This is a genomic window from Streptomyces spiramenti (assembly GCF_012034385.1).
Taxonomy (GTDB): domain Bacteria; phylum Actinomycetota; class Actinomycetes; order Streptomycetales; family Streptomycetaceae; genus Streptomyces; species Streptomyces spiramenti.
Genome location: NZ_JAAVJB010000049.1, coordinates 1 through 26226 on the forward strand (window position 1 = coordinate 1; position 26226 = coordinate 26226).

A 26226-nucleotide genomic window follows, 5' to 3' on the forward strand; every position below is an offset into this window, starting at 1 on the left:
ACGACGCGGGCCCCCGCCCCGCGCGGGGGCGTCCGGCGTACGCGGCCGGTGCGGGGCGTGCCGCGGTGCGGTACGTGCGGCGGTGCGGGGTGTGCCGCGGGGCGAGGTGTGCCGCGGTCGGGGCGCCGACCGGTCGCACGCAGCGCCACCGGTGCGCGACCCGCCGTGCCCGACCCCCGGACCGCGCCACGTTCTGTGACGTGTCACGACCTCGCGGTGGCTGCCGCAACGCCGGAACCCCCCGACGCGGCGGATCTCACACCCGGCGTGTCCGGGGGCGCCCGGAAGCGGCAGAGCCGTGACGCGACACCGCGCATGCGCCGTCGCGCGCCGGGCGGTCGGTTCTTGTCCCGCTCTCGCCACACAAACGTTGAACTGCGATGATCTGCTCAACGGCGCGGCGTTGGCGACCGGGTCACCGGCGAGCTCCGGAGCCAGGGTCGTCCGGGTCCCGCCGGGTCCGGGGCCGGCGCACCGGTGTTCCGCCTCGGCGGCCACCACGTACCGTAGAGATGCCTCGGGCCGATGGCCGAAAGGCGACCGTCGGGGTTCGGTGAACTCCGGAGCGACACTCAAGGAGACCTGCTGTGACCGGGATCAAGACGTCCGGCGAGAAGAAGATGATGCTCTTCTCCGGCCGCGCTCACCCCGAGCTGGCGAAGGAGGTCGCGGACGCCCTCGAAGTGCAGCTGGTACCGACGACCGCCCGGACCTTCGCCGACGGCGAGATCTACGTCCGCTACAAGGAGTCGGTCCGTGGCGCGGACTGCTTCCTCATCCAGAGCCACACCGCGCCGGTCAACACCTGGATCATGGAGCAGCTGATCATGATCGACGCGATGAAGCGCGCGTCGGCCCGGTCGATCTCCGTGGTCATCCCCTACTACGGCTACGCGCGCCAGGACAAGAAGCACCGCGGCCGGGAGCCCATCTCGGCGCGGCTGATGGCCGACCTGCTGACCGCCGCCGGCGCCGACCGCATCCTCGCCGTGGACCTCCACGCCGACCAGGTGCAGGGCTACTTCAACGGCCCCGTGGACCACCTCCAGGCGCTGCCGCTGCTCGCGGACTACATCGGCGACCGGGTGGACCGCGACAAGCTGACCATCGTGTCGCCGGACGCCGGCCGGGTCCGGGTCGCCGACCGCTGGTGCGACCGGCTCAACGCGCCGCTGGCCATCGTCCACAAGCGCCGCGACCCCGACGTCGCCAACCAGGTCTCCGTCCACGAGGTCGTCGGCAACGTCCGCGACCGGGTGTGCGTGCTGGTGGACGACATGGTGGACACCGGCGGCACGATCTGCGCGGCGGCCGACGCGCTGTACGCCAACGGCGCCGCCGACGTCATCGTCACCGCGACCCACGGCATCCTCTCCGACCCGGCGCCGGACCGTCTGAAGAACTCCCGCGTCTCGGAGTTCGTCTTCACCGACTCGCTGCCCACGCCCAGCCGGCTCGGCATGGAGAAGATCACCGTGCTGCCGCTGGCGCCGACCATCGCCCGTGCGATCCGCGAGGTCTTCGAGGACGGCTCGGTCACCAGCCTCTTCGAGGACCACTAGGCCCTGTCTGATACATCCCGCCCGGCCCGCGGCGCCTGGCACGGCATCTCGCCACGGTGGAGCCTCGCGCGACATCCCCGGCGGCCCGCGGGCGCACGGGCGCACGGGCGCACGGCCCACCGGTCCGGCCCGGCGCCCGGTTTCCCTCCGGGCGCGCCGCCCCGCTAGACTGCCCGGCGATGCTCGGCGAGGGAGGCCGTCGCAGGTGCCGCGAGGTACCGCACGGCCGTCCGTTATCGACGCGCTCCTCTGATGCGGCACGGCCCCGAGCGGGCCCGATCACCGCGGATGGTGTGCGCCGGACGCCCGGGCGCACCCCGGTTCGTCCGGCAGACCCATCCATCCCTTCGCAAGAGGAGCGCCACCATGGCCGACGTCAACATCGCCGCCCAGCCCCGCACCGAGTTCGGCAAGGGCGCGTCGCGCCGCAACCGTGCCGCCGACCGCGTCCCCGCCGTCATCTACGGCCACGGCGGCGACCCGGTGCACGTCACGCTGCCCGCCTACGACCTGATGATGGCGCTCAAGACCCCCAACGTCCTGATCAGCCTGGACGTCGAGGGCAGCGAGCAGCAGCTCGTCATCCCCAAGGCCATCCAGCGCGAGGCCCTCCGCAACAAGCTGGTCCACATCGACCTGCTCGTGGTGAAGAAGGGCGAGAAGGTCACCGTCGAGGTTCCCGTCGACGTCTCCGGCGACCTGGCCCCCGGCCAGCACCTGCTGGAGCACGCCCTCACCACCCTGTCGGTCGAGGCCGAGGCCACCCACCTGCCCGAGTCCATCGCCGTCTCCGTCGACGGTCTGGAGACCGGCGACCAGGTGCTCGCCAAGGACGTCAAGCTGCCCAAGGGCGTCACCCTGGTCACCGAGGAGGACGCCGTCGTCGTCCAGGTCGTGGCCCCGCAGGCCGAGGAGCCCGCGGCCGACGCCGAGGGCGGGGAGAACGGCGAGGAGAACGGCGCGGCCTGACCCGCACCGCACTCTCTTCCCGGACGGCCGGGGCCCCGGCGGGCCCCGGCCGTCCGGTCGTGAGCCGCAGCACAGCATGACCGCCGAGAGCGAGGAACCAGGTGAGCGAGACAGCTGAGAACGGGCCGTGGCTGGTGGCCGGTCTGGGGAACCCGGGGCCGGGGTACGCCGGCAACCGGCACAACGTGGGCTTCATGGTCGCCGACCTGCTCGCGCACCGGATCGGCGCGCGGTTCGCCGTGCACCGTTCGCGCGCCATGGTGGCCGAGGGCCGGCTGGGCCCGCCCGGGCCGGACAGCCGACGGATCGTGCTGGCCAAGCCGATGAGCTACATGAACCTCTCCGGCGGTCCCGTCAACGCCGTGTGCGGCTACCAGAAGATCCCGCTGGAGCGGGTGGTCGTCGTCCACGACGAGCTGGACATCGACTACGGCGTGCTGCGGCTGAAGCGGGGCGGCGGCGACAACGGGCACAACGGCCTGAAGTCCCTGACCTCCACCCTCGGCCGCGAGTACTACCGGGTGCGGTTCGGGGTCGGCCGTCCTCCCGGGCGCATGGAGGTCTCGGACTACGTGCTCAAGGACTTCTCCTCCACGGAGCGCAAGGAGCTCGACTACTTCGTCGACCGCGCCGCCGACGCCGTGGAGGCGCTGATCACCGACGGCCTAGACCGCGCGCAGTCCGCCTTCAACAGCTGAACCAGCGATCGCGCCGTGCGGCGGTGGACAGCTCGGCGGGCGACCGCCCGGCGGGGCCCGCCCGCGGGCGGCGCGGGGCGCAACCACCGCCCGCGCAGGGGCTCTTGACCGGGGACCGGCGGTGCCGAAGTATGCGGCCATGCCGGTCATCGCCACCGCCCCGCCCGGCGCGGTGCGGCACCGCCCCCGCGCCCGTCCCCGCCGCGCCCTCGGCGCGTGCCGCGTCCTCGGGTCCTCCCTGGTGGTCACCCTGCTGGTGGTCTCCGGCGCCTGGGCCTCGTGGGGGACGGTGCAGTACTCGCTGTACGCCAAGGAGGTCACGCGCGGCACGATGACGGTGGACCGCTGCGGCCCCCGCTACTGCACCGGCCCGTTCGTGCCGCGTTCCCCGCTCGGGGAGGCACATCCGACGGTGGAGCTGGAGCAGCGCGCCGGCCGCGCGGAGGGCGACCGGGTGGCGGTGGCGCTGCGGCCGGACAGCGCGCAGGTGGTGCGGACCGGGTTGCCGGGTTTTCTCTACGGCTGGCTGCCGCTGGCCGGGGCGCTGCTGCTGGCCTCGGTGATCGTCGCGGGCGGCCTGCGCCTCCCCCGCCCCGGCCTCGCCGTCGCCGCAACGGGGCTCGCGCTGATCACCGCCACCTTCCTGACCGCCGCGTCCTGACCGCGTCCTGACCGCGCGCGACCGCCCCCGTCGCGCCGCGGCGGGACGGGGGCGGTCGGTCGGAGGCGCCGGTCAGGGGCGGCCCCAGTAGTCGAAGACGGTCTCGGCGATGTCGATGTTCTCCAGGTAGGCGCCGCGCACCGGGTCCTCGTGGCGGGCGTACTGCTCGATGCGGGTGGCGCCGACGCCCTTGGCGTAGACCGGGACGAGGGCGTTGGTGTGGCCGCCGGTGTGCCAGGTGGTACGGGGCAGCTCGCCCTTCCCGCCCTGGATCGGCTTCCACCCCGGGTCGGCGTCGGTGCTGGTGAGGTAGCCGGTCTCGTGGTCGGCGGTGACGACGACGAGGGTCTCGGCCCAGCTGCTCTCGCGTTCCACCCAGTCGACCACGGTCTCGATGGTGCGGTTGAAGGAGCTCTGCTCCTCGATCTGGCGGTTCAGCTCGTTGGCGTGGCTGGCCCAGTCGATGGCGCCGCCCTCCACCATGAGGAACAGCCCCTCCTCGGAGGCGTTGTCGAGGATGTTGAGCGCGGCGGAGGCCATCTCGTCGAGCCGGGGGACGCCGGTGTTCTTCGGCGCGGTGAACGGCTCGGCCCCGGCGACCGGGGTGCCGTCGGCGGCGCGGTCCGGGCCGCCGCGGTCGTACTGGAGCGTCGCGGCGACCTGCGGCATGCCGAAGACGTGCTCGGGGGTGGTCTCCGCGGTGGCGAGCGCGGCGAACTCCTCGGGGGTCTCCGCCAGGTCGAACTGGGTCTCACCGCCGGAGAGGGCGTTCCACTCCGCCTCGGCGAGGTACTGGAAGACGGGCTCGTCGCGCCGCTGGGCGTTGCCGTCGTACCAGGGGTGGCCGCCGCCCATCACGACGTTGATCTCGTGCTCCCACAGCATTTCGCGGGCGATGGAGTGGTAGTTGTTCCGGTGCTCGTTGTGGGCGACGAAGCTGGCCGGGGTGGCGTGGGTGAACGGCACGCTGGTGACGACTCCGCTGGCCTTGCCGAGTTCCTGCGCCCGCTCGGTGAGGTTGCGGACCGGCTTGCGGTCGGGGTCGACGCCGATGGCGGCGTTGTAGGTGCGGACGCCGGTGGCCAGCGCGGTGGCGGTCGCGGCGGAGTCGGGCCGGTTCTGCAGCGGTCCGCGGAAGCTGCCCCACTCGATCGCCGGGTCGTAGCCGGCGCCGTGCTGGTAGGTGGCGGCGGCGACGCCGACCGGGAAGTGCTGGTAGACCTGGGTGGCCCGGCCGGGTTGCCGGGTGACGTCGCCGGCTCCGGGCTCGACGTCGACCTGGTGGTAGCTCACCCCGTGCTCGTAGAGGCTGGCGGTGTCCACCTGGTTGAAGCCCATGCCGTCGCCGATGAGGAAGATGACGTTCTTGGGGCCGAAGCCCGTCGGTGCGGCCCCGTCGCTCTGCTCGTCGGCGGTGGGTGCGGTCGTGGCCGGGCCGGTGCCGTCCGCCGAGGAGACGGGGGCGGCCAGGGTGAGCGCGAGAGCGGCCGTCGCGGTCCCTGCGGCCAGCCGGCTGGTCCATGTCAGGTGCACTGGGCTGTCCTCCTGCGATGGGGGAGGTACCAGAGGGCACTCCTGGTACTGACGCCCCATCATGGAGTGACGGCGCCGGACGTCAACCGCTCCTCGCCGCCGACCGGCGCGATACCGCCCCGTCGGGCGAGGTGTCCCGTCAGGCGTCGTGGCGCCGGCTCCGCGCGGTCAGTCGCGCCCCCACAGGGTGAGGACGGTGCGCGGGATGTCGACGTTCTCCAGGTAGGCGCCCCGCACCGGGTCCCGGCCGGTGGCCGCTGCGTGGAGGCGCTCCGCGCCGGCGCCGCGGGCGTAGAGCGGCACCAGGGAGTTGGTGTGGTCGGTGGAGTGCCAGGAGACGGCGGGAAGTTCACCCTTCTCCCCGCTGAGCGGACGCAGGCCGGGGTCGGCGCCGGGGCCGTTCAGATAGCCGGTCTCGTGGTCCGCGGTGACGACCACCAGCGTCTCCTCCCAGTTGCTCTCGCGCTCCACCCACTCCGTGACGGCGGCGACCGTGTCGTCGAAGGCGATCTGCTCCTCGATGAGCCGGTTGAGGTCGTTGGCGTGGCCGGCCCAGTCGATGGCGCCGCCCTCCACCATGAGGAACAGCCCCTCCCCGGAGGCGTTGTCCAGCACGTTCAGCGCCGCCTCGGTCATCTCGCGGAGGGTGGGGACCTCCTCGGTGACGGGCGCGGCGTACGGCTGCGCGCCGGCGACCGGCTCGCCGGCGTCGGTCCGGTCGGGGCCGGAACGCTCGTATTGGAGGGTGGCGGCGACGGGCGCGAGGCCGAGGACGCGCTCCGGGGGCGTCGTCGCAGCGGCGAGGTCGCGGAAGCCGTCGCGGCTGTTGACGAGGGTGAAGGGGGTCTCGCCGTCGAGGAGCGCGCGGTGGTCCGCGGCCGAGAGATAGGTGTGGTCGGGTTCCGGCAGCGGGCGGCCGTCCGCGTCGCGGTCGGGGTCGCCGGCGCCCATGACGACGTCGACGTCGCTGTCGTGGATCATCTCGTGGGCGATGGCGTGGTAGTCGCCGCGGCCGTTCTGGTGGACCACGAACCCGGCGGGGGTGGCGTGGCTGAACGGGACGGAGGTGACGACACCTGTCGACCGGCCCGACTCCGCCGCGTGCTCGGTGAGGTTGGGGAGGGCGTTGCCCTGGGCGTCGGTACCGAGCCGCCCGTTGTCGGTGCGTTCCCCGGTGGCGAGGGCGGTCGCCGCGGCGGCGGAGTCGGTGAACCCCTCGGTGACGGCGGGGAAGGTCTCCCAGGCGGCCTTCGGGTCGTAGGCGCCGCCGCGCGGGTAGGTCGCGACCGAGGCCGCGACGGGGAAGCCCTGGTAGACGGTCGACGCCTGCGCCGGGGACCGTTCGACCCGTTCCGCACCCGGGTCGACGGTGACCTGACCGAAGGTCGTGCCGTCGCGGTAGAGGGAGGCGGCGTCGATCTGCTGGTACCCCATGCCGTCGCCGATGAGGACGATGACGTTCCGGGGGCCGTCGGCCGCCGCGAGCTCCTCGTCCTCGCCGCCGGAGGCGGCGATCAGCGCCATCGCGAGCGCGAGCGCCGCCGTGACGGCTCCGGCCCGCCCGGGGCCGGTGACGTGTGTGGTCCGTGAGATGTGCACCGCGGTGCCTCCTCGCACTGCCGGGGCGCCGGTCCCGCGCCCGCCCTGTTCCTGCCCGGTGGGACCAGGGTGCGACCGTGCGGTGACGCCCGGGGGTACGACACCCGTGGCGGCGGCGAAGACCACCGGTCCGGTACCCGCCGCCCACCCGGACGGCCGGGCGCGCGCCGGTCCCCGCTCCGGCGGGGCGCGGGAGCGGGAGCGCGCGGGAGCCGGAGAGCGCGGAGGGGACGGGGCGCGCGGAGGGGACGAGGCGTTCCCGGAACGGGCCGTGCCGCCCGCCACCGGGATCGGTGGGGAGCGGCACGGGTGCACCGGCAGCCCGGCCGGAGCCGGGACGACGGGGACGGGGTGTCAGCCGGTGTTGCGGAGCCCGGCCGCGACTCCGTTGACGGTGAGCAGCAGCGCGCGGGAGAGCAACTGGTCCGGCGCCTCGCCGCGCTCGGTGGCGACGCGCTGCCGGTGGAGCAGCGCGACCTGGAGGTAGGAGATCGGGTCCAGGTAGGCGTCGCGGATCTGGAGCGTCTGGCGGAGCTCCGGGTTGGCGTCGAGCAGCCGCTCCTCGCCGGTGATCCGCAGGACCTCGGAGACAGTGAGGTCGTGCTCCGCGCGGATGGTGTCGAAGACATGCTTCAGCTCGTCGGGGACGAGAGTGTCCACGTAGTGCCCGGCGATCCTCAGGTCCGTCTTGGCCAGCGTCATCTCGACGTTGGAGAGGAAGTTGCGGAAGAAGTGCCAGCGCTCGTACGCCTCCGCCAGCACCTCGGAGAGCCCCGCCTCGCGGGCGGCGCGCAGTCCGGAGCCGACGCCGAACCAGCCGGGCACGATCTGCCGGGACTGGGTCCAGCCGAAGACCCACGGGATGGCCCGCAGCCCGTCGAGCCCGGCGCCGCTGTCGGGGCGGCGCGAGGGGCGCGAACCGAGGTGCAGCTCGGCGAGCTGGTCCACGGGGGTCGCCGCGAAGAAGTACGCCGGGAGGTCCGGGTCCTCCACGAGCGCCCGGTACGCGGTGTGGGCGGTGTCGGAGACGGTGTCCATCGCCGCGTCCCAGCGGGCCAGCGCCTCCTCGGGCTGACGCGGGGCGGTGTGGAGCGCGGACGCCTGGAGCGTCGCGGCGACGGTCAGTTCGAGGTTCTCCCGGGCCAGCGACGGCACGAGGTACTTGTCAGAGATCACCTCGCCCTGCTCGGTGACCTTGATGGCGCCCTCCAGGGTGCCCCAGGGCTGCGCCAGGATCGCGTCGTGGGTGGGGCCGCCGCCCCGGCCGACGGTGCCGCCCCGGCCGTGGAAGAGCCGCAGCCGCACGCCGTGCCGGTGCGCGACGTCGCGCAGTCGGCGCTGGGCGCGGTGGATCTCCCACTGGGAGGTGGTGATGCCGCCGAACTTGGAGGAGTCGCTGTAGCCGAGCATGACCTCCTGGAGGTCGCCGCGGAGCGAGACCAGGCGCCGGTAGGAGGGATCGGAGAGCATCGCGTCGAGGAGTTCGTCGGCGATGCGCAGCTCGTCGGTGGTCTCCAGCAGCGGCACGATGCCGATGCGGGCCCAGCCGGCGTGGAGGTCGATCAGCCCGGCCTCGCGGGCGAGCACGGCCGCCGCGAAGACGTCGTCGGCGCCCTGGCACATCGAGATGATGTAGGACTCGATGACCTCGGGCCCGAAGGTGTCCAGCGCGCGGCGGACGGTGGCGAACACCCCGAGGGTCTTGGCCCCGTCGTCGTCGAGGGGCGCCGGGGTGGGCGCGAGCGGACGGCGCGAGCGCAGCTCCTTGGCGAGGAGGCGGGTGCGGTAGTCGCGCGGCATGTCGGCGTAGCGCCAGGACTCCTCGCCCAGCCGGTCGAAGAGCTGGCCGAGGGTGTGGTGGTGGGCGTCGGCGTGCTCGCGGACGTCCATGGTGGCGAGCTGGATGCCGAAGGCGGCGACGGTGCGGATGACGCGTTCGACCTGGCCGTCGGCGACGAGGCCGGCCCGGTGGGCGCGCAGCGACTCCTGGACCAGGGTGAGGTCGGCGAGGAGGCCGGCGGTGCCGAGGTAGTCGTGGCCGGGTCGGTGCGGCGCGTCGGCGGCGAGCCGGGCGCGGGTGTTGAGGAGCTTCTGCCGGACGCAGGTCACCTTGAGCCGGTAGGGCTCCTCGGCGTTGAGCCGCTTGTAGCGGGGGGTGATCTCCGGGAGGCGTTCGAGGTCCGCGGCGAGGGAGTCGTGCAGTTCGTCGGTGACCCCGGTATTGCGGATGGAGCTGGAGAGCAGGCTGCGCAGTTCGTCGATGTGCGCCAGCGCCTGCTCGATGCCGTGCTCGTGCTGGAGGAGCAGGACGTCCCACGTGACCTGCGGGGTGACGTTGGGATTGCCGTCGCGGTCGCCGCCGATCCAGGTGCCGAAGGTCAGCGGGCGGCTGCCGGGCGGCAGGACCACGTCGGCGCGCTCCAGCTCGGCGGCGAGGTCCTCCAGCACGTCGCCGACGGCCCCGCTGTGCAGCTCGTCGAGGTAGTAGACGGCGTTGCGGGCCTCGTCGGCGGGTTCGGGGCGTACGACGCGCAGTTCGTCGGTCTGCCAGATGAGGTCGATGTTCTCCGCGAGCCGGAGGTCGGTGCGGCGGCGGTCGGCACCGCCGTCGCCGTTGTCGGCGTCGAGGAGGGCGGCGACGGTGCGGAGCTTGGTGAGGACCGAGCGGCGGGCGGCCTCGGTGGGGTGTGCGGTGAAGACGGGGCGGACTCCGAGGTTGGCCGCGGTCTGCCGCAGGTGCTCGGGGTCGGCGTCCTTGAGCATGTCCGCGGTGCGGGCGAGTCGGCCGCCCTCGGTGGCGCGGTGCGCCCGCAGCTCGCGACCGCGGTGCACCTGCTCGGTGACGTTGGCGAGGTGGAAGTAGGTGGAGAAGGCGCGGACCAGCTTGGCGGCCGTCTCCAGACCGGTCTCGCCGAGGAGTTCGGCGGCGGCCTCCCCGTCGCTGCGGGTGAGGCGGCGGACCCGCTCGACGAGCTCCAGCAGGTCCTGGCCGTCCTGCCGGACCAGGGTCTCGCCCAGGAGGTCGCCAAGCCGGCGGATGTCGGCGCGTAGTGCCGCGCCGCTTTCGTGTGCGTCCTGGTCCTCGGTGGACCCGGGGTCGTGGATGGCGTCGGCGCTGCTCACAGGTACGGCTCCTTGCGGCTCTATCGACGTATCTCTACGGACCGCGCTGTCCGGCCGCCCCAGGATATGCACTGGTCCCGCCGGGGGGACCCCCCTTTCGCCGTCCCGGGTGCGCGTCGGGGACGGCTGACGCCCCGGCGAGCGCACGGAAGCGCACCGTTGCACCGCTTCGCCCGCTCTTGCGGATTTCCACGCGGTTCTACCTACGCTTGCGTAGGTTACGGTACCGTAAGCCCGTGGTTTCCTTTTTGCACCACTTCTTTGCTCCGAGGTTCGCACATGACCATTGATCCAGGTGTGGCGCAGGGCAGCACGTCCCACGGCGCCCCCGACCACGAGGCCGCCTCTCCGGACGGCGTCCCACCCCCGACGGTCGCCGCGACGGCGGACCCCGGGGCGACGGTCGCCCCCTCCGCCACGCTGGGCGGCGAGCGCCGCGGCACGCCGGAACAGGTCGCGCTGTTCCTCTTCATCACATTGCCGTTCGTGGCGTTGCTCGCCGCGGTGCCGTTCGCCTGGGGCAGGGGCGTCAGCTGGCTGGACCTGCTGCTGCTCGCGGTCTTCTACTTCATCGGCTGCCACGGCATCACGGTCGGCTACCACCGCCACTTCACCCACGGCGCGTTCAAGGCCAAGCGCCCGCTGCGGATCGCGCTGGCCGTCGCCGGGTCGATGGCGGTCGAAGGACCGGTGGTGCGCTGGGTCGCCGACCACCGCCGCCACCACAAGCACTCCGACGCCGAGGGCGACCCCCACTCCCCCTGGCGGTACGGCGAGACGGTCCCGGCGTTGGCGAAGGGGCTCTGGTGGGCCCACATGGGGTGGATGTTCGACCGCGAGCAGACGCCGCAGGAGAAGTACGCCCCGGATCTCATCCGCGACGAGGCGGTCCGGCGCGTCTCCCGCCAGTTCCCGCTGTGGGCCGCGGTCTCGCTGCTGCTGCCGCCGCTGATCGGCGGCCTGGCCACCTGGTCCTGGCAGGGCGCGCTGACCGCGTTCTTCTGGGGCTCGCTGGTCCGGGTCGCGCTGCTGCACCACGTCACCTGGTCGATCAACTCGATCTGCCACGCGGTCGGCAAGCGGCCGTTCGCGTCGCGGGACCGCTCGGGCAACGTCTGGTGGCTGGCCGTACTCTCGTGCGGGGAGTCCTGGCACAACCTGCACCACGCCGATCCGACCTGTGCACGGCACGGAGTGGACCGCGGACAGGTCGACTCCAGCGCCCGGCTGATCCGCTGGTTCGAGAAGGCGGGCTGGGCGTACGACGTACGCTGGCCCAGGTCCTCCCGCATCGAGGCACGGCGCGTGCGCACGGAGCAGGACACGGAGGAGCGGGAGGGGGCACCCGTCGTCCGCGCCGGGTGACGGACCGCAGCAGTGAACCGGGAGTAGGCGTGGCGAGCGACGACAGCACAGAGAAGTCCCCGAAGCAGCCCCGGCGGGGCCGACGGCGGATGACCGGCACCGAACGCCGGGCCCAGCTGCTGGACATCGGGCGCTCCCTGTTCGCCGCCCGCGGGTTCGACGGCACCTCGGTGGAGGAGATCGCCGCCAAGGCGGGAGTCTCCAAGCCGGTCGTCTACGAGCACTTCGGCGGCAAGGAGGGGCTGTACGCGGTCGTCGTCGACCGGGAGATGGCCCGGTTGCTGGACATGGTCACCAGCGCCCTCACCGCCGGCCACCCGCGGGAGCTGCTGGAGCAGGCCGCGTTCGCCCTGCTCGACTACATCGAGCAGCACACCGACGGCTTCCACATACTGGTGCGGGACTCGCCGGTCGCGCAGTCCACGGGTACTTTCGCGTCCCTCATCGGCGACATCGCGACCAAGGTGGAGGACATCCTCGGCCACGAGTTCAAGGCCCGCGGCTACGACCCCAAGCTGGCGCCGATGTACGCGCAGGCCCTGGTCGGCATGGTCGCGCTGACCGGCCAGTGGTGGCTCAACGTCCGCAAGCCGAAGAAGGCCGACGTCGCCGCACACCTGGTCAACCTGGCCTGGCACGGCCTGTCGGGCATGGAGCACAAGCCGCGGCTGGTCGGGCACCGCCGCACCTGAGAGGGTGTGTGAGACCCCACGCCGGGCCCGCGACGCCGGCTACGGTCATCTGCTGCGTTGTCAGGAACGCCCGAACACAACCCGGGATGAGGGCGCCCCTCCGCTGTGCAGCAGACCGCGTCCGGCGCCGCCAGCCGATCCGACGCGGGGTGTCCCACACGCTCTGAGCGAAGAGGCGCGTTGCGCTGCCGCCCCCGGTCGCCGCAGGTCCGGGGCCGGCCCGGCCGACCGCCCTTGCCGACCGCCCGCCCCGGCACGCCGATCGGGTGTCGGCCCACCGACCGGCTGCGGCGTGCCCGGCGCGCGCCGCCGGGGCGCCCTACGCTCCCGCCATGACGACCACCGGCACCTCCCGCGCCGCTCGGCCGGCGCGCTCCTGGCACTACCTCGCGGCGGCCTACGTCTTCACCGTCGGCATGGCCGGCACCACGCTGCCCACGCCGCTGTACGGGCTGTACCAGGAGGAGATCGGGTTCTCCTCCTTCGTCGTCACGGTCGTGTTCGCGACCTACGCCGCCGGGGTCATCGCGGTGCTGGCGCTGCTCGGCGGGGTCTCCGACCAGCGGGGGCGGCGGCCGGTCCTGCTGGCCGCCCTGGTGCTGTCGATGGCCAGCGCCCTGTGCTTCGCCTTCGAGACGGGGCTGCCGGCGCTGTTCGCGGGCCGGGTCCTCTCCGGGTTCTCCGCCGGGCTACTCACCGGGGCGGCGACGGTGGCGGTCATGGAGCTGGCGCCGGCGGCGTCCCGCGCCCGCGCCGCCTTCGCCGCGACCGCCGCCAACATGGGCGGGCTCGGTTGCGGACCGCTGCTCGCCGGGGTGCTGGCGCAGTACGCGCCGGCGCCGTTGCGCACCCCCTACCTCGTCCACCTGGGGCTGCTGGTGGTCGCCGTGGCGCTGACCGCGCTGCTGCCGGAGACGGTGCGTCGCGCGCGGTCGACGGGGTGGCCGCGCCCCCGGGCGCCCCGGGTGCCGCGCGAGGTGCGGTCGGTCTTCGCCCCGGCGGCGCTGGCGGGATTCACCGGGTTCGCGCTGTTCGGCCTCTTCACCTCGGTGGCACCGACGTTCATGGCGCGGGAGTTGGCGGTGAGCAATCTCGCGGTGGCGGGCGCCGTCGTCTTCTCCGCCTTCGCCTCCTCCACCGTGGGACAACTCCTGGTGGACCGCCTGTCCGTGGTGCGGGCGCTGCCGGCGGGCTGCGTGCTGCTGGTCGCCGGCATGGCGCTCATCGGCGCCTCGCTGCTGGCGCACTCACTGCCACTGCTGGTCGCGGGCGCGGTGGTGGGCGGCGTCGGGCAGGGGCTGGCGTTCCGCGCGGGGATCGCGGCGGTGTCGGGCCGCGCCCCGGAGGACCACCGGGGCGAGACGATGTCGGCGTTCTTCGTCGCCGCCTACCTGGGCATCTCCCTGCCGGTGGTGGGGGTCGGCGCGCTGACGGTGGCGATGGGGCTGCGCGGCGCGGGGCTGGTGTTCACCGGCTGCGGCATGGCGGTGGCGCTGTTCGCGGCCCTGTGGCTGCGCCCGGGTGGCGCCGGCGGGCGAGCGCTGCGGGAGTGAGCGCCGCGACCGGGCGCGGCGCGGTCGAGGCCGGAGGCTGCTCGCCGGAGCGGATGGCCGGCCGTGCCGGTGTGCGTGGGCCGTGCGGGGGGGACGGCGGCGCCGGCCGGGTGCGGACAGGGGTGAACCCCCTCCCCGGGAAGGAAGCCAACCAGGGAGGGGGTTCGGAGCGTACGCCGGTCAGAAGGCCGTAGAACCCGGCGTGCGCCAGTTGCTGTACGCCGTCAGGCGTTTCAGCGGGAGCTGCCGCCGTTGCCGGAGAGGACCTCGACGTTGGACAGCAGGTTGGACAGCGGGTCGTCGCCGTCCTGCAGCGTCGAGTTCTCGGCGCAGTTCTGCTCGTTGGTGCTGGTGAGGATGTCCTGAACGGTGATCGGGACCAGGCCGACAACGCTGCCGACGTTGAGCTTGCCCGGGATGATCGGGGCGCAGATGTCGTTCAGCGAGCCCTGGACCAGGGCCATGTTCGGGCTCATGCCACCGTGAGTGGTGGTGTTGCCGAAGACCTTCTCCGCGCCGTTTCCGGACACCGCGGTGTGGCCAGCGGTGTCGTCACCGACGGCCAGCGCGGGGGCAGCGGCGGCGGCGGTGGCACCGAGGGCGGAGGCCGCGACGGCAACCGTGGCGAGCGTCTTCTTGATCACTTGCTGTGTCCTTCCGAGTGGCTGAGACTGTCCCTCGCGGGACGGCCTGAACAACTGGCCACAGCACGAAGAGTTTCCCTTAGTCACCCGTTCGGCCCCCTCTGGTACCTCGTTCAGGTCTTCCAGGTGCACCAAGTGGACGTTCTGAGCCCGTGCCGTCGCTCACCTGCGGTGACCTCGCCCCGCGGGCCCGCCCGGCCGAGCGGCCGGAGCGGGAGCGGGCCGAATCGGGGTCGGGCCGGAGCGGGGGCGGTCAGGATCGGGGTCAGCCGGCCGACCGGTCGGAGCCCAGCAGCGCCGTGACCTTGATCTCGACCCGCATGCCCGGGGCGCCGAGGGCGGGGACCCCGATCTCGGTCCAGATCGGGGCGCGCTCCCCCATGCGGCGGCGGAACTGCTCGACCATGACCCGGTTGTGGGCGATCCCGATCTCGTCGGGCTCGGTCGGGACGTGGAAGGAGTCGACCGAGATCACGTCCGGCCAGCTCGCCCCGGCGGTGGCGAGGGTGCGCTCGACGTTATCGAAGGCGCGGACGATCTCCTCCTCCAGCGAGTCGGGGAAGTTCAGTTCGTCGTCCCAGCCGCCCTGGCCGGAGATCTCCACGCGGTCGCCGATCCGGACGGCCTGGTGGTAGCGCATGTTCTCCAGCTGGGTGTCCCCGTAGCCGGGGGTGGCGAAGAACTCGGGGGTCCCGGTGGTGGCAGTCATGGTGGCTCCTCACTGGTTGACTTCAAGCGTGTAATGAACGTAGCACGGATTCAGTTCACGTGTGAAGTCATCCCGCTTGGTATCGTGACGCCATGGCGAGCAGCGACCACGGTCACCGGGAAGAGGAGGGCGTCACGCCCACGGCGCTCACCGAGGAGACCGGGGAGACCGACGAGGTCGCCTGGCTGGACCCGGCGGAGAAGGAGGCCTGGACCGGGCTGATCTCCCTGGCCCTGCTGCTCCCCGGGCGACTGGAGACCCCGTTGCAGCGTGAGGCCGGGCTGACCCTCTTCGAGTACCTGGTCCTCAGCCACGTCTCGGAGGCACCGGAGCGGCGGCTCCGGATGGGCGAGCTCGCCCACCTGGCCAACGGCTCGCTGTCACGCCTGTCGAACGTGGCCCGGCGGTTCGAGCAGCGGGGCTGGCTGACGCGCTCCCCCGATCCGGAGGACGGCAGGTTCACCGTCGCGGAGCTGACGGACGCGGGCTTCGCGGTGGTCGAGGCCGCCGCCCCCGTCCACCTCCGGTCGGTCCGGAAGCTGGTGCTGGACCCGCTGACCGCGGCCGACCAGCGGGCGCTGGCCCGGCTCGCCGCGAAGCTGCGGACCCGCCCCTCCGACCTGGCCTGACGCGACGGGCCGCCCCCGGGTCGTCCCGGTCGCCCCACCCGAACGCCGGACGCCTCGGGCTCCGGGGCTGCACCGCGCGCGACGGCGGAGGCCCCGGGGCATCGGCCCACCGTCCGTTCCGCGCCTCAGCCGCGGTTCGGGTCCCGCCGCATGCACCAGGTGCGCGGGCCGTCGTCCGGGAGCTGCACCTCGGCCGTGACCACGAAGCCGAGCCGCCGGTAGAAGTCCACGTTCGCCTCGTCGGAGGTCTCCAGGAACGCCGGGTGGCCGCCGCGCTCGGCCTCCCGGATCCCGGGGGCGAGCACGGCGCGGCCGAGCCCGGCGCCCTGCCGGTGGGGGGCGGTCGCGACCGCCTCCAGGAACCATCCCGGCTCCTCGGGCCGGTGCGGCGCCATCGCCGCGTCCGCGGCGACGGCGGCCGGTGCGCGGTCACCGCTGAGCTCGGCGAGGATCGGCCCGAGTTCGGCGAAGGCGGGCGACGGGTCGTGCCCGGGGACGCCCCAGACTGCGACGGCGCAGCCGGCGTCCGCCACCCAGACCCGGCCGTGGGCCATGCCGACGCGGGTCAGGCACAGCTCCTGGTACCGGCGGATGCGCTCCCGGTGGCCTGCGGCGGCGATCACGTGCCGCGTGAAGGGGTAGTCGGCGAAGGCGTCGGCAAGGGTGGTGACCGCGGTGGGGACGTCGGCGTCGGTGATGGGGCGGACGACCGGGGCGGTCGGGTGTCGTGACGTGCTCATCCGGCGATCCTGGCAGCGTGCGGGGGCGCCGGGCAACGCGTTTCGACCGGACGCGGCGGCGCCGCCGCGCGGCACGGGCCCGGCGGCATCGTGGCCGACGGTCGGCCTCAGCTCAGAGCGCGTGTGAGACCCCGCGTCGGATCAGCTCGCGGCATCAGATGTGGTCAGCCGCACGGCGGAGGGGCACTCTCCTACCGGGGTGCCTTCGGGCGTTGCCGACAACGCAGCAGATGGCCGTAGCCGGCGTCGCGGGCCCGGCGTGGGGCCTCCACGCTCTCAGCCCGCCCGCCGCCGGGCCACGACGAAGATCCGCCGGAAGGGCAGGACCGTGCCGAAGGAGCCGGCCGGGTAGGCGGTGCGCAGTCGGTCGCGGTACTCGGCGAGGAACGCCTCCGTCGCCCCGGGGTCGTCCGCGAGGGCGTCGAGGACGGGGAGCAGGGCGGTGCCGCGCATCCATTCCAGGACGGGGTCCGGGCCGGGCAGGAGCTGGTGGTAGACGGTCTCCCAGGTGTCGACCTCGCAGCCGAGGACGCTGAGCGCGTCGAGGTAACCGCCGGGTTCGTGGACGGGCGTCACCTCCCGCAGCAACCCGCCGAGCCGGTCGCGCCAGCGCGGTGCGAGGCACTGCACCCGCAGCAGCAGGTGGCTGGGGGCGCCGAAGTTGCCCGGCACCTGGAAGGCGAGTGCGCCGCCGGGGGCCAGGGCGGCGATCCAACGCGGGAAGAGCGCCACATGGTCGGGCACCCACTGGAGCGCGGCGTTGGAGACGATCAGGTCGTGGTCCCGGTCGGGGCGCCACGCCGCGATGTCGGCCTGCTCGAAGGCGAGGCTTCCGCCGCCCGGGGTGGGGCCGGCGAGGCGGGAGGCGCGGGCCAGCATCTCGGCCGAGCTGTCGTACCCGGTGATGCGGGCACGGCCCCACCGCTCGGCGAGGACGGCGGTGGGGCCACCGGGCCCGCATCCGAGGTCGGCGATCCGCAGCTCCTCGGCGGCGAGCGCAGGGACCCGCGCGATCAGGTCCCGCAGCGGACGCGTGCGGTGGTCGGCGTAGCGGTTGTACTGGTCGGGGTCCCAGCGCGTGGTCGTCATGACGCCACCCTGTCGCCTCTTTCTCTCGACGTCAAGATAGTCGCGATCAAGAGACTTCACGTCGACAGAACTACTACACTGATGCCATGGAGGACGAGGTCGATCGACTGGTGGCAGCCTGGCGGCGCGAGCGCCCCGATCTCGACGTGGAGCCGCTGGAGGTGCTGAGCCGCGTCGGGCGGCTCTCCCGGCACCTCGACCGCGCGCGCCGCATCGCCTTCGCCGAGCTGGGGTTGGAGCCCTGGGAGTTCGACGTGCTCACCGCGCTGCGGCGCGCCGGCTCGCCGTACCAGCTCTCCCCCGGACAGCTGCTGACGCAGACGCTGGTGACCTCCGGCACGATGACCAACCGCATCGACCGGCTGGCGAAGAAGGGCCTGGTGGAGCGGCTGCCGGACCCGACTGACCGTCGGGGCGTGCTGGTGCGGCTGACCCCGGCGGGCCAGGACCACGCGGACCGCGCACTGGCCGGACTGCTGGAGCAGGAGCGGGCGATCCTCGCCGAGCTGTCGCTGGGTCAGCGCAGGGAACTCGCCGGGCTGCTGCGGGAGCTGACGGCTCCGTTCGACAACACCGGCCACTGACACCACGGACGCCGCAGGGCACCACGTGCCCCACGACGAAGCGGAGGGGGCGACGGGGGCGGCGACTGTCGGCCCGCGCCCCCCGTGTCGGCGACGTGCCGCGGTGGTCCGCGCCGGCTCCCGGCGTCGGGCCCCGGCGGGTGACGGGACGCCGGGCCCCGGCGGTGGGACGACGGGCGGTCAGCCCTCGGCCGGTGGCACGCCCGCGCGGCGCGCCACCGCGACCGCCGCGAGGGTGGAGTGGACGCCCAGCTTGCCCAGCACGTTCTGCATGTGGGTGCGGACGGTGTGCGGCGAGAGGTAGAGGCGCTCGGCCACCGCCTTGCGGCCCATCCCCGCCAGCATGCAGCGCAGCACCTCCAGCTCGCGCGGGGTGAGGGCGTCAGCCAGCCGCTGGTACTCGCCGCGCCCCTGGCGCTCGCGGGTCATCTCCCGCAGCACGCCGGTCAGCAGTGCGGGCGGCAGGTGCGTCTCGTCACGGAGCACGCCCCGCAGGACGTGGGTGAGCCGCGCCAGCGAGCTGTCCTTGGCCACCCATCCCAGAGCGCCGGCCGACAGCAGCCGCGCCGCGGTGCCGGCGTCGTCCTGGGCCGCCAGGACGACCAGCCGTAACCCGGGGTGGGTCAGGAGCGAGGTGTCGGGCTCGTCCGCCGGGGGCGCACCGGCGGACGCGGCCCTGTCGGCGGTGCCTGTAGGAGCGTCCTGGGTGACGGCCACCGCGGTCGCCGTCACCGGCACCTTCGCGGCAGCGTTCACCGCGGGGGCGGTGGCGTCCGGTAGCAGCCCGGCGTCCGCCAGCAGCACGTGGAAGGGCTCGCCGGAGGCGCGGGCCCGGCCCAGCAGCCGCCCGGCTGCCCGGGTCCCGCCCGCGGCGACGGCGGAGACGTCGGGTTCCGCGGAGAGCGCGGTGGCGAGCGATTCCGCGAAGACCCGGTGCTCGTCCACCACCAGCGTCCGGATGCGGTCCATGGCCTCCCCCTCGCGACTGTCCGCGCCCCTGAACATCACAGAAAGGCACCGCGGGTACGCGCGGTGCCGACAGGCGTACAGCGTACGGCGGTGAACCGGAAGGAGTAGGGCGAATTGCGGCAACTCCCGCCCATGCGCCGGGATTTGGTCATCGCCGGGCGTCGGACCGCCAGAATCCGGCCGTCGGCGGCGCCACACCGCCCCGCCCGGCCTCCCCGCGGCCACCCGGTACCCGCCCCTGCCCGGCGCGCCGGTCCCCGGTCCTCCCGGAGCGCGCGACCGGCCGTGCCGGGCGACACTGGCAGCCGTAGCTGTCGACACGCCGCGCCACCGTGCGGCCGACCGGAAGCGGGTGCCGCAATGCCCATGGCCATGGCCTTCGCCGAGTACGGCGGCCCCGAGGTGCTCGCCCCGCTGGAACTGGCGGAGCCGCACCCGGGCCCCGGGCAGGTACGGGTCGCCGTCCGGGCGAGCGGGGTGAATCCGCTCGACGCCAAGCTGCGCTCCGGCACCATGGCGGGCGCCTGGCCGCTGGAGCTGCCGTTCGTCCCCGGCTCGGAGCTGGCGGGCACCGTGGACGCCGTGGGCGAGGACGTCCACGACCTGTCGGTGGGCGAGGCCGTGATGGGGCTCGCCCAGCACTGCTACGCCACCCGGGCCGTCGCCGACCGCGACCGGCTGGCGCGCGTCCCGGAGGGTATGGACGTCGAGCACGCCGCCGCACTGCCGGTGGCGGCGGAGACGGCCTGGCGGGCGTTGGAGGAGCTGCGCGTCGGTACCGCCGACACCCTGCTGGTCCATGGCGCCGGCGGGGTCGTCGGCGCCATGGCGGTGAGGTTCGCGCTGGCGCGCGGAGCCCGCGTGGTGGGTACCGCTTCGGCCGCCGCGGTACCCCGGGTGGCGGAGTCGGGCGCGATGGCCGTCACCTACGGCGACGGGGTGGCCGACCGGGTCCGGGAGACGGTCCCGACCGGGGTGGACGCGGTCCTCGACACCTCGGGCGCCGACGTCCTCGGGGAGTCGGTGGCGCTGGCCGGAGCACCGGACCGGGTGCTGAGCCTGGTGGACCCTATCGCCGCGCGTCGGCACGGCGCCCGCTTCTCCTCGGGAAGCGGCGGTCCGGTCGACCATGCCGCCGCGGGGCTCGCGCAGGTGGTGGCGCTGCACCGGGAGGGGCTGCTGCGCGTGCCGCTCCACGCCGTGTTCCCGCTGGCGGAGGCGGCCGAGGCGCACCGGGCACTGGCCGTGGGGCACCTCGACGGGAAGATCGTCCTGAGCGTCTCCTGAGCTGAGCGCGTGTGCGAAACCCCTGCCGGATCGGCTCGCGGCGTCGGACGCGGTCGGCTGCACGGCGGAGGGGCGCCCTCGCATCGGGTTGTGCTCGGGCGTTCCTGGCGCCACAGCAGATGGCCGTAGCCGGCGTCGGCGGGCCCGGCGTGGGGTCTCGAACACGCTCCGAGGCTGCCCGCCCGGAGTCCCGGCCCGCCCGGCCCCCGGCGAGCCGGGCCCACCAGCCGCACGGTGCCGCTCTCGCCCGCCGACGCCCGGGACGGAGAGCCCGCGCCTCTCGGCGTCAGGCGGGGGCGCGGGCGGCGCCCGCCGCGGGGGTCGCGGGGAAGACACGCGGTTCCGGTTGCCCGGCGCGGTGCGCCGCCCGGTGGACGGCGTCGGTCACGGCGCCCACCGCCGCCGTCTCCACCAGGACGACGACCGAGCCGCCGAACCCGCCGCCCGTCATCCGGGCGCCGAGTGCGCCCGCCGCCACCGCAGCGCCCACCACGACGTCCACCTCCGGGCAGGAGACGGCGAAGTCGTCGCGGAGCGAGGCGTGTCCGGCGGTCAGCAGCGGGCCGACGCCGCGGACGTCGCCCGAACGCAGCAGGTGCGCCACCCGGCGCACCCGGGTGTTCTCGTTCACCACGTGGCGCACCCATGGCCGCAGCGGGGAGGGGAGTTCGGCGAGGACGCTGTCGGGGGCGCCGTCGCGCGCCTCCGCTTCACGGAGGTCGGCCACGCCGAGCAGCCGTGCCGCCTCCTCGCAGCCGGCACGGCGCTCCGCGTACGCGCCGTCGGCGAGTCGGTGGCTGACCCGGGTGTCCGCGACGAGGAGCGTGGTCCCGGCCGCGCCGGGGTCCAGCGGGATGTGGTCCAGGGTGCCGTCCCGGGTGTCCAGCAGCAGGGCGTGGTCCGCGCGGCAGCAGGAGACGGCGAGTTGGTCCATGACGCCGCAGGGCACGCCCGCGTACCGGTGCTCGGCGAGCCGCCCGGTCTCGGCGAGCATGCGGGGTTCGGGTTCCAGCCCGGCGAGGTCGGCCAGCACGCCCGCGGTGGCGACTTCGAGGGCGGCCGAGGAGGAGAGTCCCGCACCGGCGGGAACGTCCGAGACGACCGCGAGGGACACCCCGTCGAGCTCCGCGCCCGCGGCACGCAGCTCGGCCAGGACACCGGCGGGGTAGGCGGCCCAGCCGTCGGGGGCTCCCGGCCGGAGGGCGGTGACCGGCAGGGTCACCGGTGCCGCGTCCCGTGCGGCGGAGTGCAGGACGACCAGGCCGTCGTCCCGGGGGGCCGCCGCGACGGCGGTCCGGTGCGGCAGCGCCGCCGGCAGGACCAACCCGCCGTTGTAGTCGGTGTGTTCGCCGATGAGGTTGACCCGCCCCGGTGCCGTCCAGACCGTCGACGGCGGGGCGCCGTGGCACCGGACGAAGAACTGACGTGCCGCGTCGGCGACTTCGCCGACCGTGCGGGGTGCGGGGACGCCGGGGCGCGTGACGCCCGGCCCTGGCTCCCGGCCGGTTCCGGCACCGCTCACGGGGTGGTCACCTCCCGCAGCCGCTCGGCGGCTGCCTCGGGGAGGACGTCACTGACGAACGCGCCGGCGCCGGACTCGGATCCGGCGAGGTACTTCAGCTTGCCGGGCCCCCGCCGCACGGTCAGCAGTTCCAGCCGGAGTGCGAACTCCTCGCGTGCGCAGTGGGGTTCGTCTGGTTCCTGATCGCCGACGGGCGCTTGGTGCCATGCGGCGATGTACGGGGTCGGGGGCGCGTCGTCGCCGAAGAGCCGGTCGAAGCCGCGCAGCAGCCGGAGGTACAGCTCGGGGAACTCGGCGCGTTCGGCGGGGTCGAGCGCGGTGAGGTCCGGGACGCGCCGCCGGGGGCGCAGGTGCAGTTCGTACGGCCAGCGGGCGGCGTAGGGCACGAAGGCGACCCAGTGGTCGGTGGTGGCCACGACGCGGCGTCCGTCGGCGAGTTCGTCGGCCAGCAGGCGGTCCGGCAGGTTCTCCCCGGTCTCGGCACGGTGGCGGGCGAGCGCCGCGAGCGTGCGGGCGGTACGGGGCGGGAGGTAGGGGTAGGCGTAGATCTGGCCGTGCGGGTGGTGGAGTGTGACGCCGATCTCCACCCCGCGGTTCTCGAAGCAGTAGACCTGTCGGACGCCCGGCAGCCGGGAGAGCTCGGCGGTGCGGTCGGTCCACGCGTCGAGGACCAGCGCGGCCCTGTCGGGGGTGAGGTCGGCGAAGGACCGGTCGTGGTCGGCGGTGAAGCAGACCAGCTCGCAGCGTCCGCGGCCACCGCCGAAGGAGGGGAAGCGGTTCTCGAACACCGCGACCTGGTAGTCGTGTTCGGGGATCTCCTCACTGCGGGCGTCGGTGGCCGGGCAGAGCGGGCAGCTCTCCGCGGGCGGGAGGAAGGTCCGGTCCTGGCGGTGCGCGGCGTAGGCGACGGTCTCCCCCGCCAGCTCGTCCACCCGGAGCTCGGTGGTGGAGGCCGGGGCGGTCGCCGGTGCCGGGCGGGGGTCGGGTCGCGGGACCCTGCGGGCGGCCGGGGCGTGGCCGTTCTCGGGCGGGTCGGCGTCGTAGTAGATCAACTCCCGACCGTCCGCGAGCCGGGTGGACGTCCTGCGCATCGGAACTCCCCTGGTCGCGCGGGGCGCACCCGCCGCAGGCATGTTCGGCGGCCGGCCACCCCGGCTGCCTGGGCGGCGCAGGGCAGTCCGAACAGAACCGCACATCTTCCGCCAGCATCCAACAGGCAGGCCGGAGGGGCGTCAACAACGCCGGTGGCGCGGGGTTTTCACCCGTGCGGGCGGTCCTCGGCCGAGGGTGCCCCGGAGACCGCCCGGGGCGCGGCATCCCGGTGCGCGCCGCCCGGCTGCCGCGACACCGACTGCGACCGCTGCTGCGGCTGTTGCTGTTGCTGTTGCTGTTGCTCTTGCTGCGGTCGCTGTCGCTGCGGCGGCGTGTCCAGCTGCTCCAGCAGCCCGGTCCGGACTGCGACGGCCACCGCCTCCAGCCTGGTCGCCGTCCCCAGCTTGGCGAGCAGTCGCTGGATGTGGGTGCGGGCGGTGCTCGGGGCGACGCCGAGGCCGTCGGCGATCCGTCGGGTGTCGTCGCCGTCCACGATGCGCAGCAGCACGTGGGCCTCGCGGGGCGTCAACTGGGCGGCCAGCCGGGCGCCTTCGGCGGCGGGCGCCGGCCCGGGGTCCAGCAGGGCGCCGAAGACCTCCCGGAGCAGGCCGGGCGCGACCGCCGTGTCGCCGGCGCGTGCTCGCGCCAGCGCCCGTTCGACGCCGTCGATCCGCTCGTCGTGCCGCACGTAGCCCCGCGCCCCTGCCGCGAAGGCGGCTGCGACTCCGCGCGGACACGGCACCGGGCCCAGTACGACGACGGCCAGTTTGGGCGAGTGCGCGACGAGCCGGGCCAGCGGTTCCAGCACCGAGGCGCCGTCGGGGTCGGCCGAACCCAGCAGACACACCTCCGGGCTGCGGCCGGTGGTGAGTTCGACGGCCCGCGCCACCGGACTCCCGGCCGCCAGCACCCGGTGCCCGCGCATCCGCAGCGCGGACGCCAGCGCCTCCGCGACCAGTCGCCGGTCGTCGGCGACCACCACCCGTAACGTCATCGCGCCTCCCGCGGTCCCGCTCCCGGCTCTGCCCGCCGGGGTGGGGACCGCACACCGCGTCGCGGGCGGCGCTCGGGCGGGCCTGAGGCGGCAGAGTACGGGCAACGCGACACCCCCGGTACCCGTCGAGGGGTACCGGGGGTGTCGAATGCTGATAGCTGTCTCACACCGGTCGCACTCCGGCCGGAACAGCACTGCCGCCGGCGGGCGGCACGGCTCAGCCGTACACCTGGAGCGAGGGCGTCTCGTAGCGCGGGGAGTAGGCGGTGCGGACCAGCACGAGCCGGTTGTCGTACCACCGCGCCACGGCGTTGCTGGCGCTCGCGTTCATCATGATGTCGCGCGCCGTCTCGGCGTGCTCCAGCGGCATCACCATGACGACCTCGGCGCTCTCCGTCGCGGGGTCGATGGCGACGACGCGCCCGGTGCCCGAGTAGCTCGGCACCTGATAGGCGATGACCTTGTCGTCCTGGACCCCGATGGGCCGCAGTTCGGCGCGGTCGTCCTCCAGCGCGCCGACCTCCCAGAGGGCGTTGCCGGTGGCGATCTCCACGGCGACGACCGTCGCGGGCACGTCGGTGGTGGTGACGTACAGCAGACCGTCGTGGACGACGGGGCCGTCGCAGACGAGCTGCGATCCGTACCGGCAGAGGTCGACGTGACGCTCACGGTCGAAGTCCAGGCGCGGACCGAGATCGCTGAAGTCCTCCTTGACCGAGTACAGCGCGGCCTCGGTGTCGGCGAAGCCGCCGCCCTCGACCTTGAGGTCGGCGCGGACCACGAGCGGGTCGACCGACACCAGGTTCTGGACGATGAACTCCTTGTCGTCGTGCTGCGGTTCGTAGGACCAGCTCCACTGCTCCTCGCCGGCCTCGTCACGCGCGACGATCGACCCGGGGACGCCGGTGTCGATCGGCAGACCGCACTGCTGGTGCTCGATGAACAGCTCCTCGTGGACCCCGTAGTCCACGACCTTGCAGTCCTCGCCCTGCTGGGGCTCCCACTGCACCTCGCCGGTCTCGATCTCCCAGCCGAAGCCGCCGCGGGTGGTCGCCATCGCGACGTAGTCGCCGAGGATCGCGGGGTGGTGGTTGAGCACCATCCCGTCGGTCAGCTCGATGTTGGTGACCGCCTCGCCGTCGGCGAGGTCCAGCACGGTCAGCACCTCGCAGTTCTGGCCCTCCAGGAGGGCGATGCGGCCCTCGGAGACAGTGTTGGAGGAGGCGCAGTTGCCGCGGGCGCTGGGGTAGGTCCAGTTGATCTCGCCGTCCTCGCCCCAGCTGACGACCTCCTGGTTGGCGACCCGGATCACCGAGCCGTCCTCGAACCACAGGCCCGGCGAGTCATTGAGTTCGTCCTCGGCGAGCTCGGCGACCTCCTCCTCGAAGAGCAGCGAAGCATCGAAGGGTTCGGTGGGCAGACCGGGACCTCCGGCGCCGTCCGCGGCGCCGTCGCCTCCCCCGTCGCCCTCGCCGTCGTCACCGGGCGCCGGGTCCTCGTTGTCGACCGGCGCCGCGGTGGTGGAATCGTCCCGTGTCACGTTGTAGACGGTGAAGCCGCCCGCGACGAGCGCGGAGACGACCACGCCGACCATGAGGACCATCAGCGGGCCGCGGGAGCCGGAGAAGCTCCACTCCTTGCCGCCGCCGTTGCCGCCGGAACCGCCACCCGACTTGTCGAAGGAGACCTGGCCGGGGGCGGTCGGCGCGCCGAAGCCCTGGGGCTCGGTGACGTGACCGGCCGGACCGCCCGGGTAGCCGTAACCGGCCGGGGGCTGCTGGGGGTAGCCGTACCCGGGGGTGGGCTGCTGGGGATAGCCGTACCCGCCGGGCGGCTGGGGGGTGCCGTACCCGCCGGGCTGCTGAGGGGTGCCGTACCCCCCGGAGGGGCTCGGGGTGCCGTAGCCGCCGGGCTGCGGCGTGCCGTAGCCACCCGCGGGCGGGGACGGCTGCGCGGGCGCGCCGTGGCCGCCGGGCGGCTGGGCGGGCTGCGAAGGCTGCGAGGGTGCGCCGAATCCGCCGGAGGCGTCCTGGGGGCTGCTGAGGCTGCCCTCCGGGGGCCGGGGCGGTGCCGCTGGGGCGCCGAAGGCACCGGCCGGGGGCTGCTGCGGGGGCGCGCCGAACTCCGCTTCCCCGGCGACGTCGGCGAGGCCGAGCGCAACGCCCGCGTCGAGGAGGTCCTCGCCGAGCTGAAGCTCGACATCCACGCCACC

General features: G+C 74.1%; 22 protein-coding genes. 10 read left to right on the top strand and 12 right to left on the bottom strand.

The genetic code is table 11. From position 1 onward, the window contains the following. Positions 1-587 precede the first annotated feature (587 nt). The 4 genes from HCJ92_RS08840 (at position 588) to HCJ92_RS08855 (ending at position 3890) form a co-directional block, all read left to right on the top strand. The gene (locus tag HCJ92_RS08840; RefSeq protein ID WP_167932916.1) at positions 588-1562 is read left to right on the top strand and encodes a ribose-phosphate diphosphokinase; all 975 of its coding nucleotides are present in this window, start codon (positions 588-590) and stop codon (positions 1560-1562) included. Between the two features lie 366 nt (positions 1563-1928). Beyond that, a complete protein-coding gene (locus HCJ92_RS08845; protein ID WP_167932917.1) occupies positions 1929-2531 on the top strand; it encodes a 50S ribosomal protein L25/general stress protein Ctc in 603 nt (200 codons plus the stop codon). Positions 2532-2632: 101 nt separating this feature from the next. Further along, complete coding sequence (gene pth / locus HCJ92_RS08850; RefSeq protein ID WP_167932918.1) at positions 2633-3229, top strand: aminoacyl-tRNA hydrolase; 597 nt, start codon at positions 2633-2635, stop codon at positions 3227-3229. Between the two features lie 139 nt (positions 3230-3368). Continuing rightward, entirely contained in the window at positions 3369-3890 is a 522-nt protein-coding gene (locus tag HCJ92_RS08855) for a hypothetical protein (RefSeq protein WP_167932919.1), read from the top strand. 72 nt (positions 3891-3962) lie between these two features. Here HCJ92_RS08855 and HCJ92_RS08860 read toward each other — a convergent pair whose 3' ends face one another. The 3 genes from HCJ92_RS08860 to ppc all read right to left on the bottom strand — a co-directional run bounded on the left by HCJ92_RS08860 (position 3963) and on the right by ppc (position 10145). After that, positions 3963-5423 (bottom strand): alkaline phosphatase, encoded by a 1461-nt coding sequence (locus HCJ92_RS08860; RefSeq protein WP_209310883.1) that lies wholly within the window; start codon positions 5421-5423, stop codon positions 3963-3965. A gap of 168 nt (positions 5424-5591) precedes the next feature. Further along, a complete protein-coding gene (locus HCJ92_RS08865) occupies positions 5592-7022 on the bottom strand; it encodes an alkaline phosphatase (protein ID WP_209310884.1) in 1431 nt (476 codons plus the stop codon). A 354-nt stretch (positions 7023-7376) separates the two neighbouring features. After that, entirely contained in the window at positions 7377-10145 is a 2769-nt protein-coding gene (ppc, locus tag HCJ92_RS08870; protein ID WP_167932920.1) for a phosphoenolpyruvate carboxylase, read from the bottom strand. Positions 10146-10424: 279 nt separating this feature from the next. On the opposite strand from ppc, the gene HCJ92_RS08875 reads away from it, so the two are divergent. The 3 genes from HCJ92_RS08875 to HCJ92_RS08885 all read left to right on the top strand — a co-directional run bounded on the left by HCJ92_RS08875 (position 10425) and on the right by HCJ92_RS08885 (position 13755). Beyond that, positions 10425-11510, top strand: coding sequence for an acyl-CoA desaturase (locus HCJ92_RS08875; RefSeq protein ID WP_167932921.1), 1086 nt, complete (start codon positions 10425-10427; stop codon positions 11508-11510). Between the two features lie 89 nt (positions 11511-11599). Continuing rightward, a complete protein-coding gene (locus HCJ92_RS08880) occupies positions 11600-12202 on the top strand; it encodes a TetR/AcrR family transcriptional regulator (RefSeq protein WP_209310889.1) in 603 nt (200 codons plus the stop codon). Positions 12203-12534: 332 nt separating this feature from the next. After that, entirely contained in the window at positions 12535-13755 is a 1221-nt protein-coding gene (locus HCJ92_RS08885; RefSeq protein WP_167932923.1) for an MFS transporter, read from the top strand. A gap of 233 nt (positions 13756-13988) precedes the next feature. Here the strand turns inward: HCJ92_RS08885 and HCJ92_RS08890 are convergent, their stop codons facing one another. Next, positions 13989-14399, bottom strand: coding sequence for a rodlin (locus tag HCJ92_RS08890; RefSeq protein ID WP_167932924.1), 411 nt, complete (start codon positions 14397-14399; stop codon positions 13989-13991). Positions 14400-14664: 265 nt separating this feature from the next. Further along, positions 14665-15108 (bottom strand): Rid family hydrolase, encoded by a 444-nt coding sequence (locus tag HCJ92_RS08895; RefSeq protein WP_167932925.1) that lies wholly within the window; start codon positions 15106-15108, stop codon positions 14665-14667. Between the two features lie 92 nt (positions 15109-15200). Between HCJ92_RS08895 and HCJ92_RS08900 the strand changes: the two genes are divergently transcribed. Further along, on the top strand, positions 15201-15737 hold the full coding sequence (locus HCJ92_RS08900) for a MarR family winged helix-turn-helix transcriptional regulator (protein WP_167932926.1): 537 nt from the start codon (positions 15201-15203) through the stop codon (positions 15735-15737). A 125-nt stretch (positions 15738-15862) separates the two neighbouring features. Here HCJ92_RS08900 and HCJ92_RS08905 read toward each other — a convergent pair whose 3' ends face one another. Together HCJ92_RS08905 and HCJ92_RS08910 are read right to left on the bottom strand one after the other, a co-directional pair. After that, positions 15863-16477, bottom strand: a complete 615-nt coding sequence (locus HCJ92_RS08905) for a GNAT family N-acetyltransferase (RefSeq protein WP_167932927.1) — start codon at positions 16475-16477, stop codon at positions 15863-15865. A gap of 276 nt (positions 16478-16753) precedes the next feature. Continuing rightward, positions 16754-17566, bottom strand: coding sequence for a methyltransferase domain-containing protein (locus HCJ92_RS08910; protein WP_167932928.1), 813 nt, complete (start codon positions 17564-17566; stop codon positions 16754-16756). A gap of 86 nt (positions 17567-17652) precedes the next feature. Here HCJ92_RS08910 and HCJ92_RS08915 point away from each other — a divergent pair, with 86 nt between their 5' ends. Beyond that, positions 17653-18150, top strand: a complete 498-nt coding sequence (locus tag HCJ92_RS08915; RefSeq protein ID WP_167932929.1) for a MarR family winged helix-turn-helix transcriptional regulator — start codon at positions 17653-17655, stop codon at positions 18148-18150. Between the two features lie 180 nt (positions 18151-18330). Here the strand turns inward: HCJ92_RS08915 and HCJ92_RS08920 are convergent, their stop codons facing one another. After that, on the bottom strand, positions 18331-19119 hold the full coding sequence (locus HCJ92_RS08920) for a response regulator transcription factor (protein WP_167932930.1): 789 nt from the start codon (positions 19117-19119) through the stop codon (positions 18331-18333). Between the two features lie 360 nt (positions 19120-19479). Here HCJ92_RS08920 and HCJ92_RS08925 point away from each other — a divergent pair, with 360 nt between their 5' ends. Beyond that, positions 19480-20406 carry an NADP-dependent oxidoreductase gene (locus HCJ92_RS08925; RefSeq protein WP_167932931.1) on the top strand — a complete coding sequence of 309 codons (927 nt, stop codon included), beginning with the start codon at positions 19480-19482 and terminating at the stop codon, positions 20404-20406. Between the two features lie 286 nt (positions 20407-20692). Here the strand turns inward: HCJ92_RS08925 and galK are convergent, their stop codons facing one another. The 4 genes from galK to HCJ92_RS08945 all read right to left on the bottom strand — a co-directional run. Beyond that, on the bottom strand, positions 20693-21928 hold the full coding sequence (gene galK / locus HCJ92_RS08930) for a galactokinase (RefSeq protein WP_167932932.1): 1236 nt from the start codon (positions 21926-21928) through the stop codon (positions 20693-20695). Then, positions 21925-23019 (bottom strand): galactose-1-phosphate uridylyltransferase, encoded by a 1095-nt coding sequence (galT, locus tag HCJ92_RS08935; protein WP_167932933.1) that lies wholly within the window; start codon positions 23017-23019, stop codon positions 21925-21927. The genes galK and galT overlap by 4 nt, the downstream gene beginning before the upstream one ends. 167 nt (positions 23020-23186) lie before the next feature. Next, positions 23187-24014: a LuxR C-terminal-related transcriptional regulator gene (locus HCJ92_RS08940; protein WP_167932934.1), complete on the bottom strand. Its 828-nt coding sequence runs from the start codon at positions 24012-24014 to the stop codon at positions 23187-23189. Between the two features lie 217 nt (positions 24015-24231). Beyond that, the coding region (locus tag HCJ92_RS08945) for an outer membrane protein assembly factor BamB family protein (protein ID WP_167932935.1) at positions 24232-26226 on the bottom strand (1995 nt) is incomplete at its 5' end.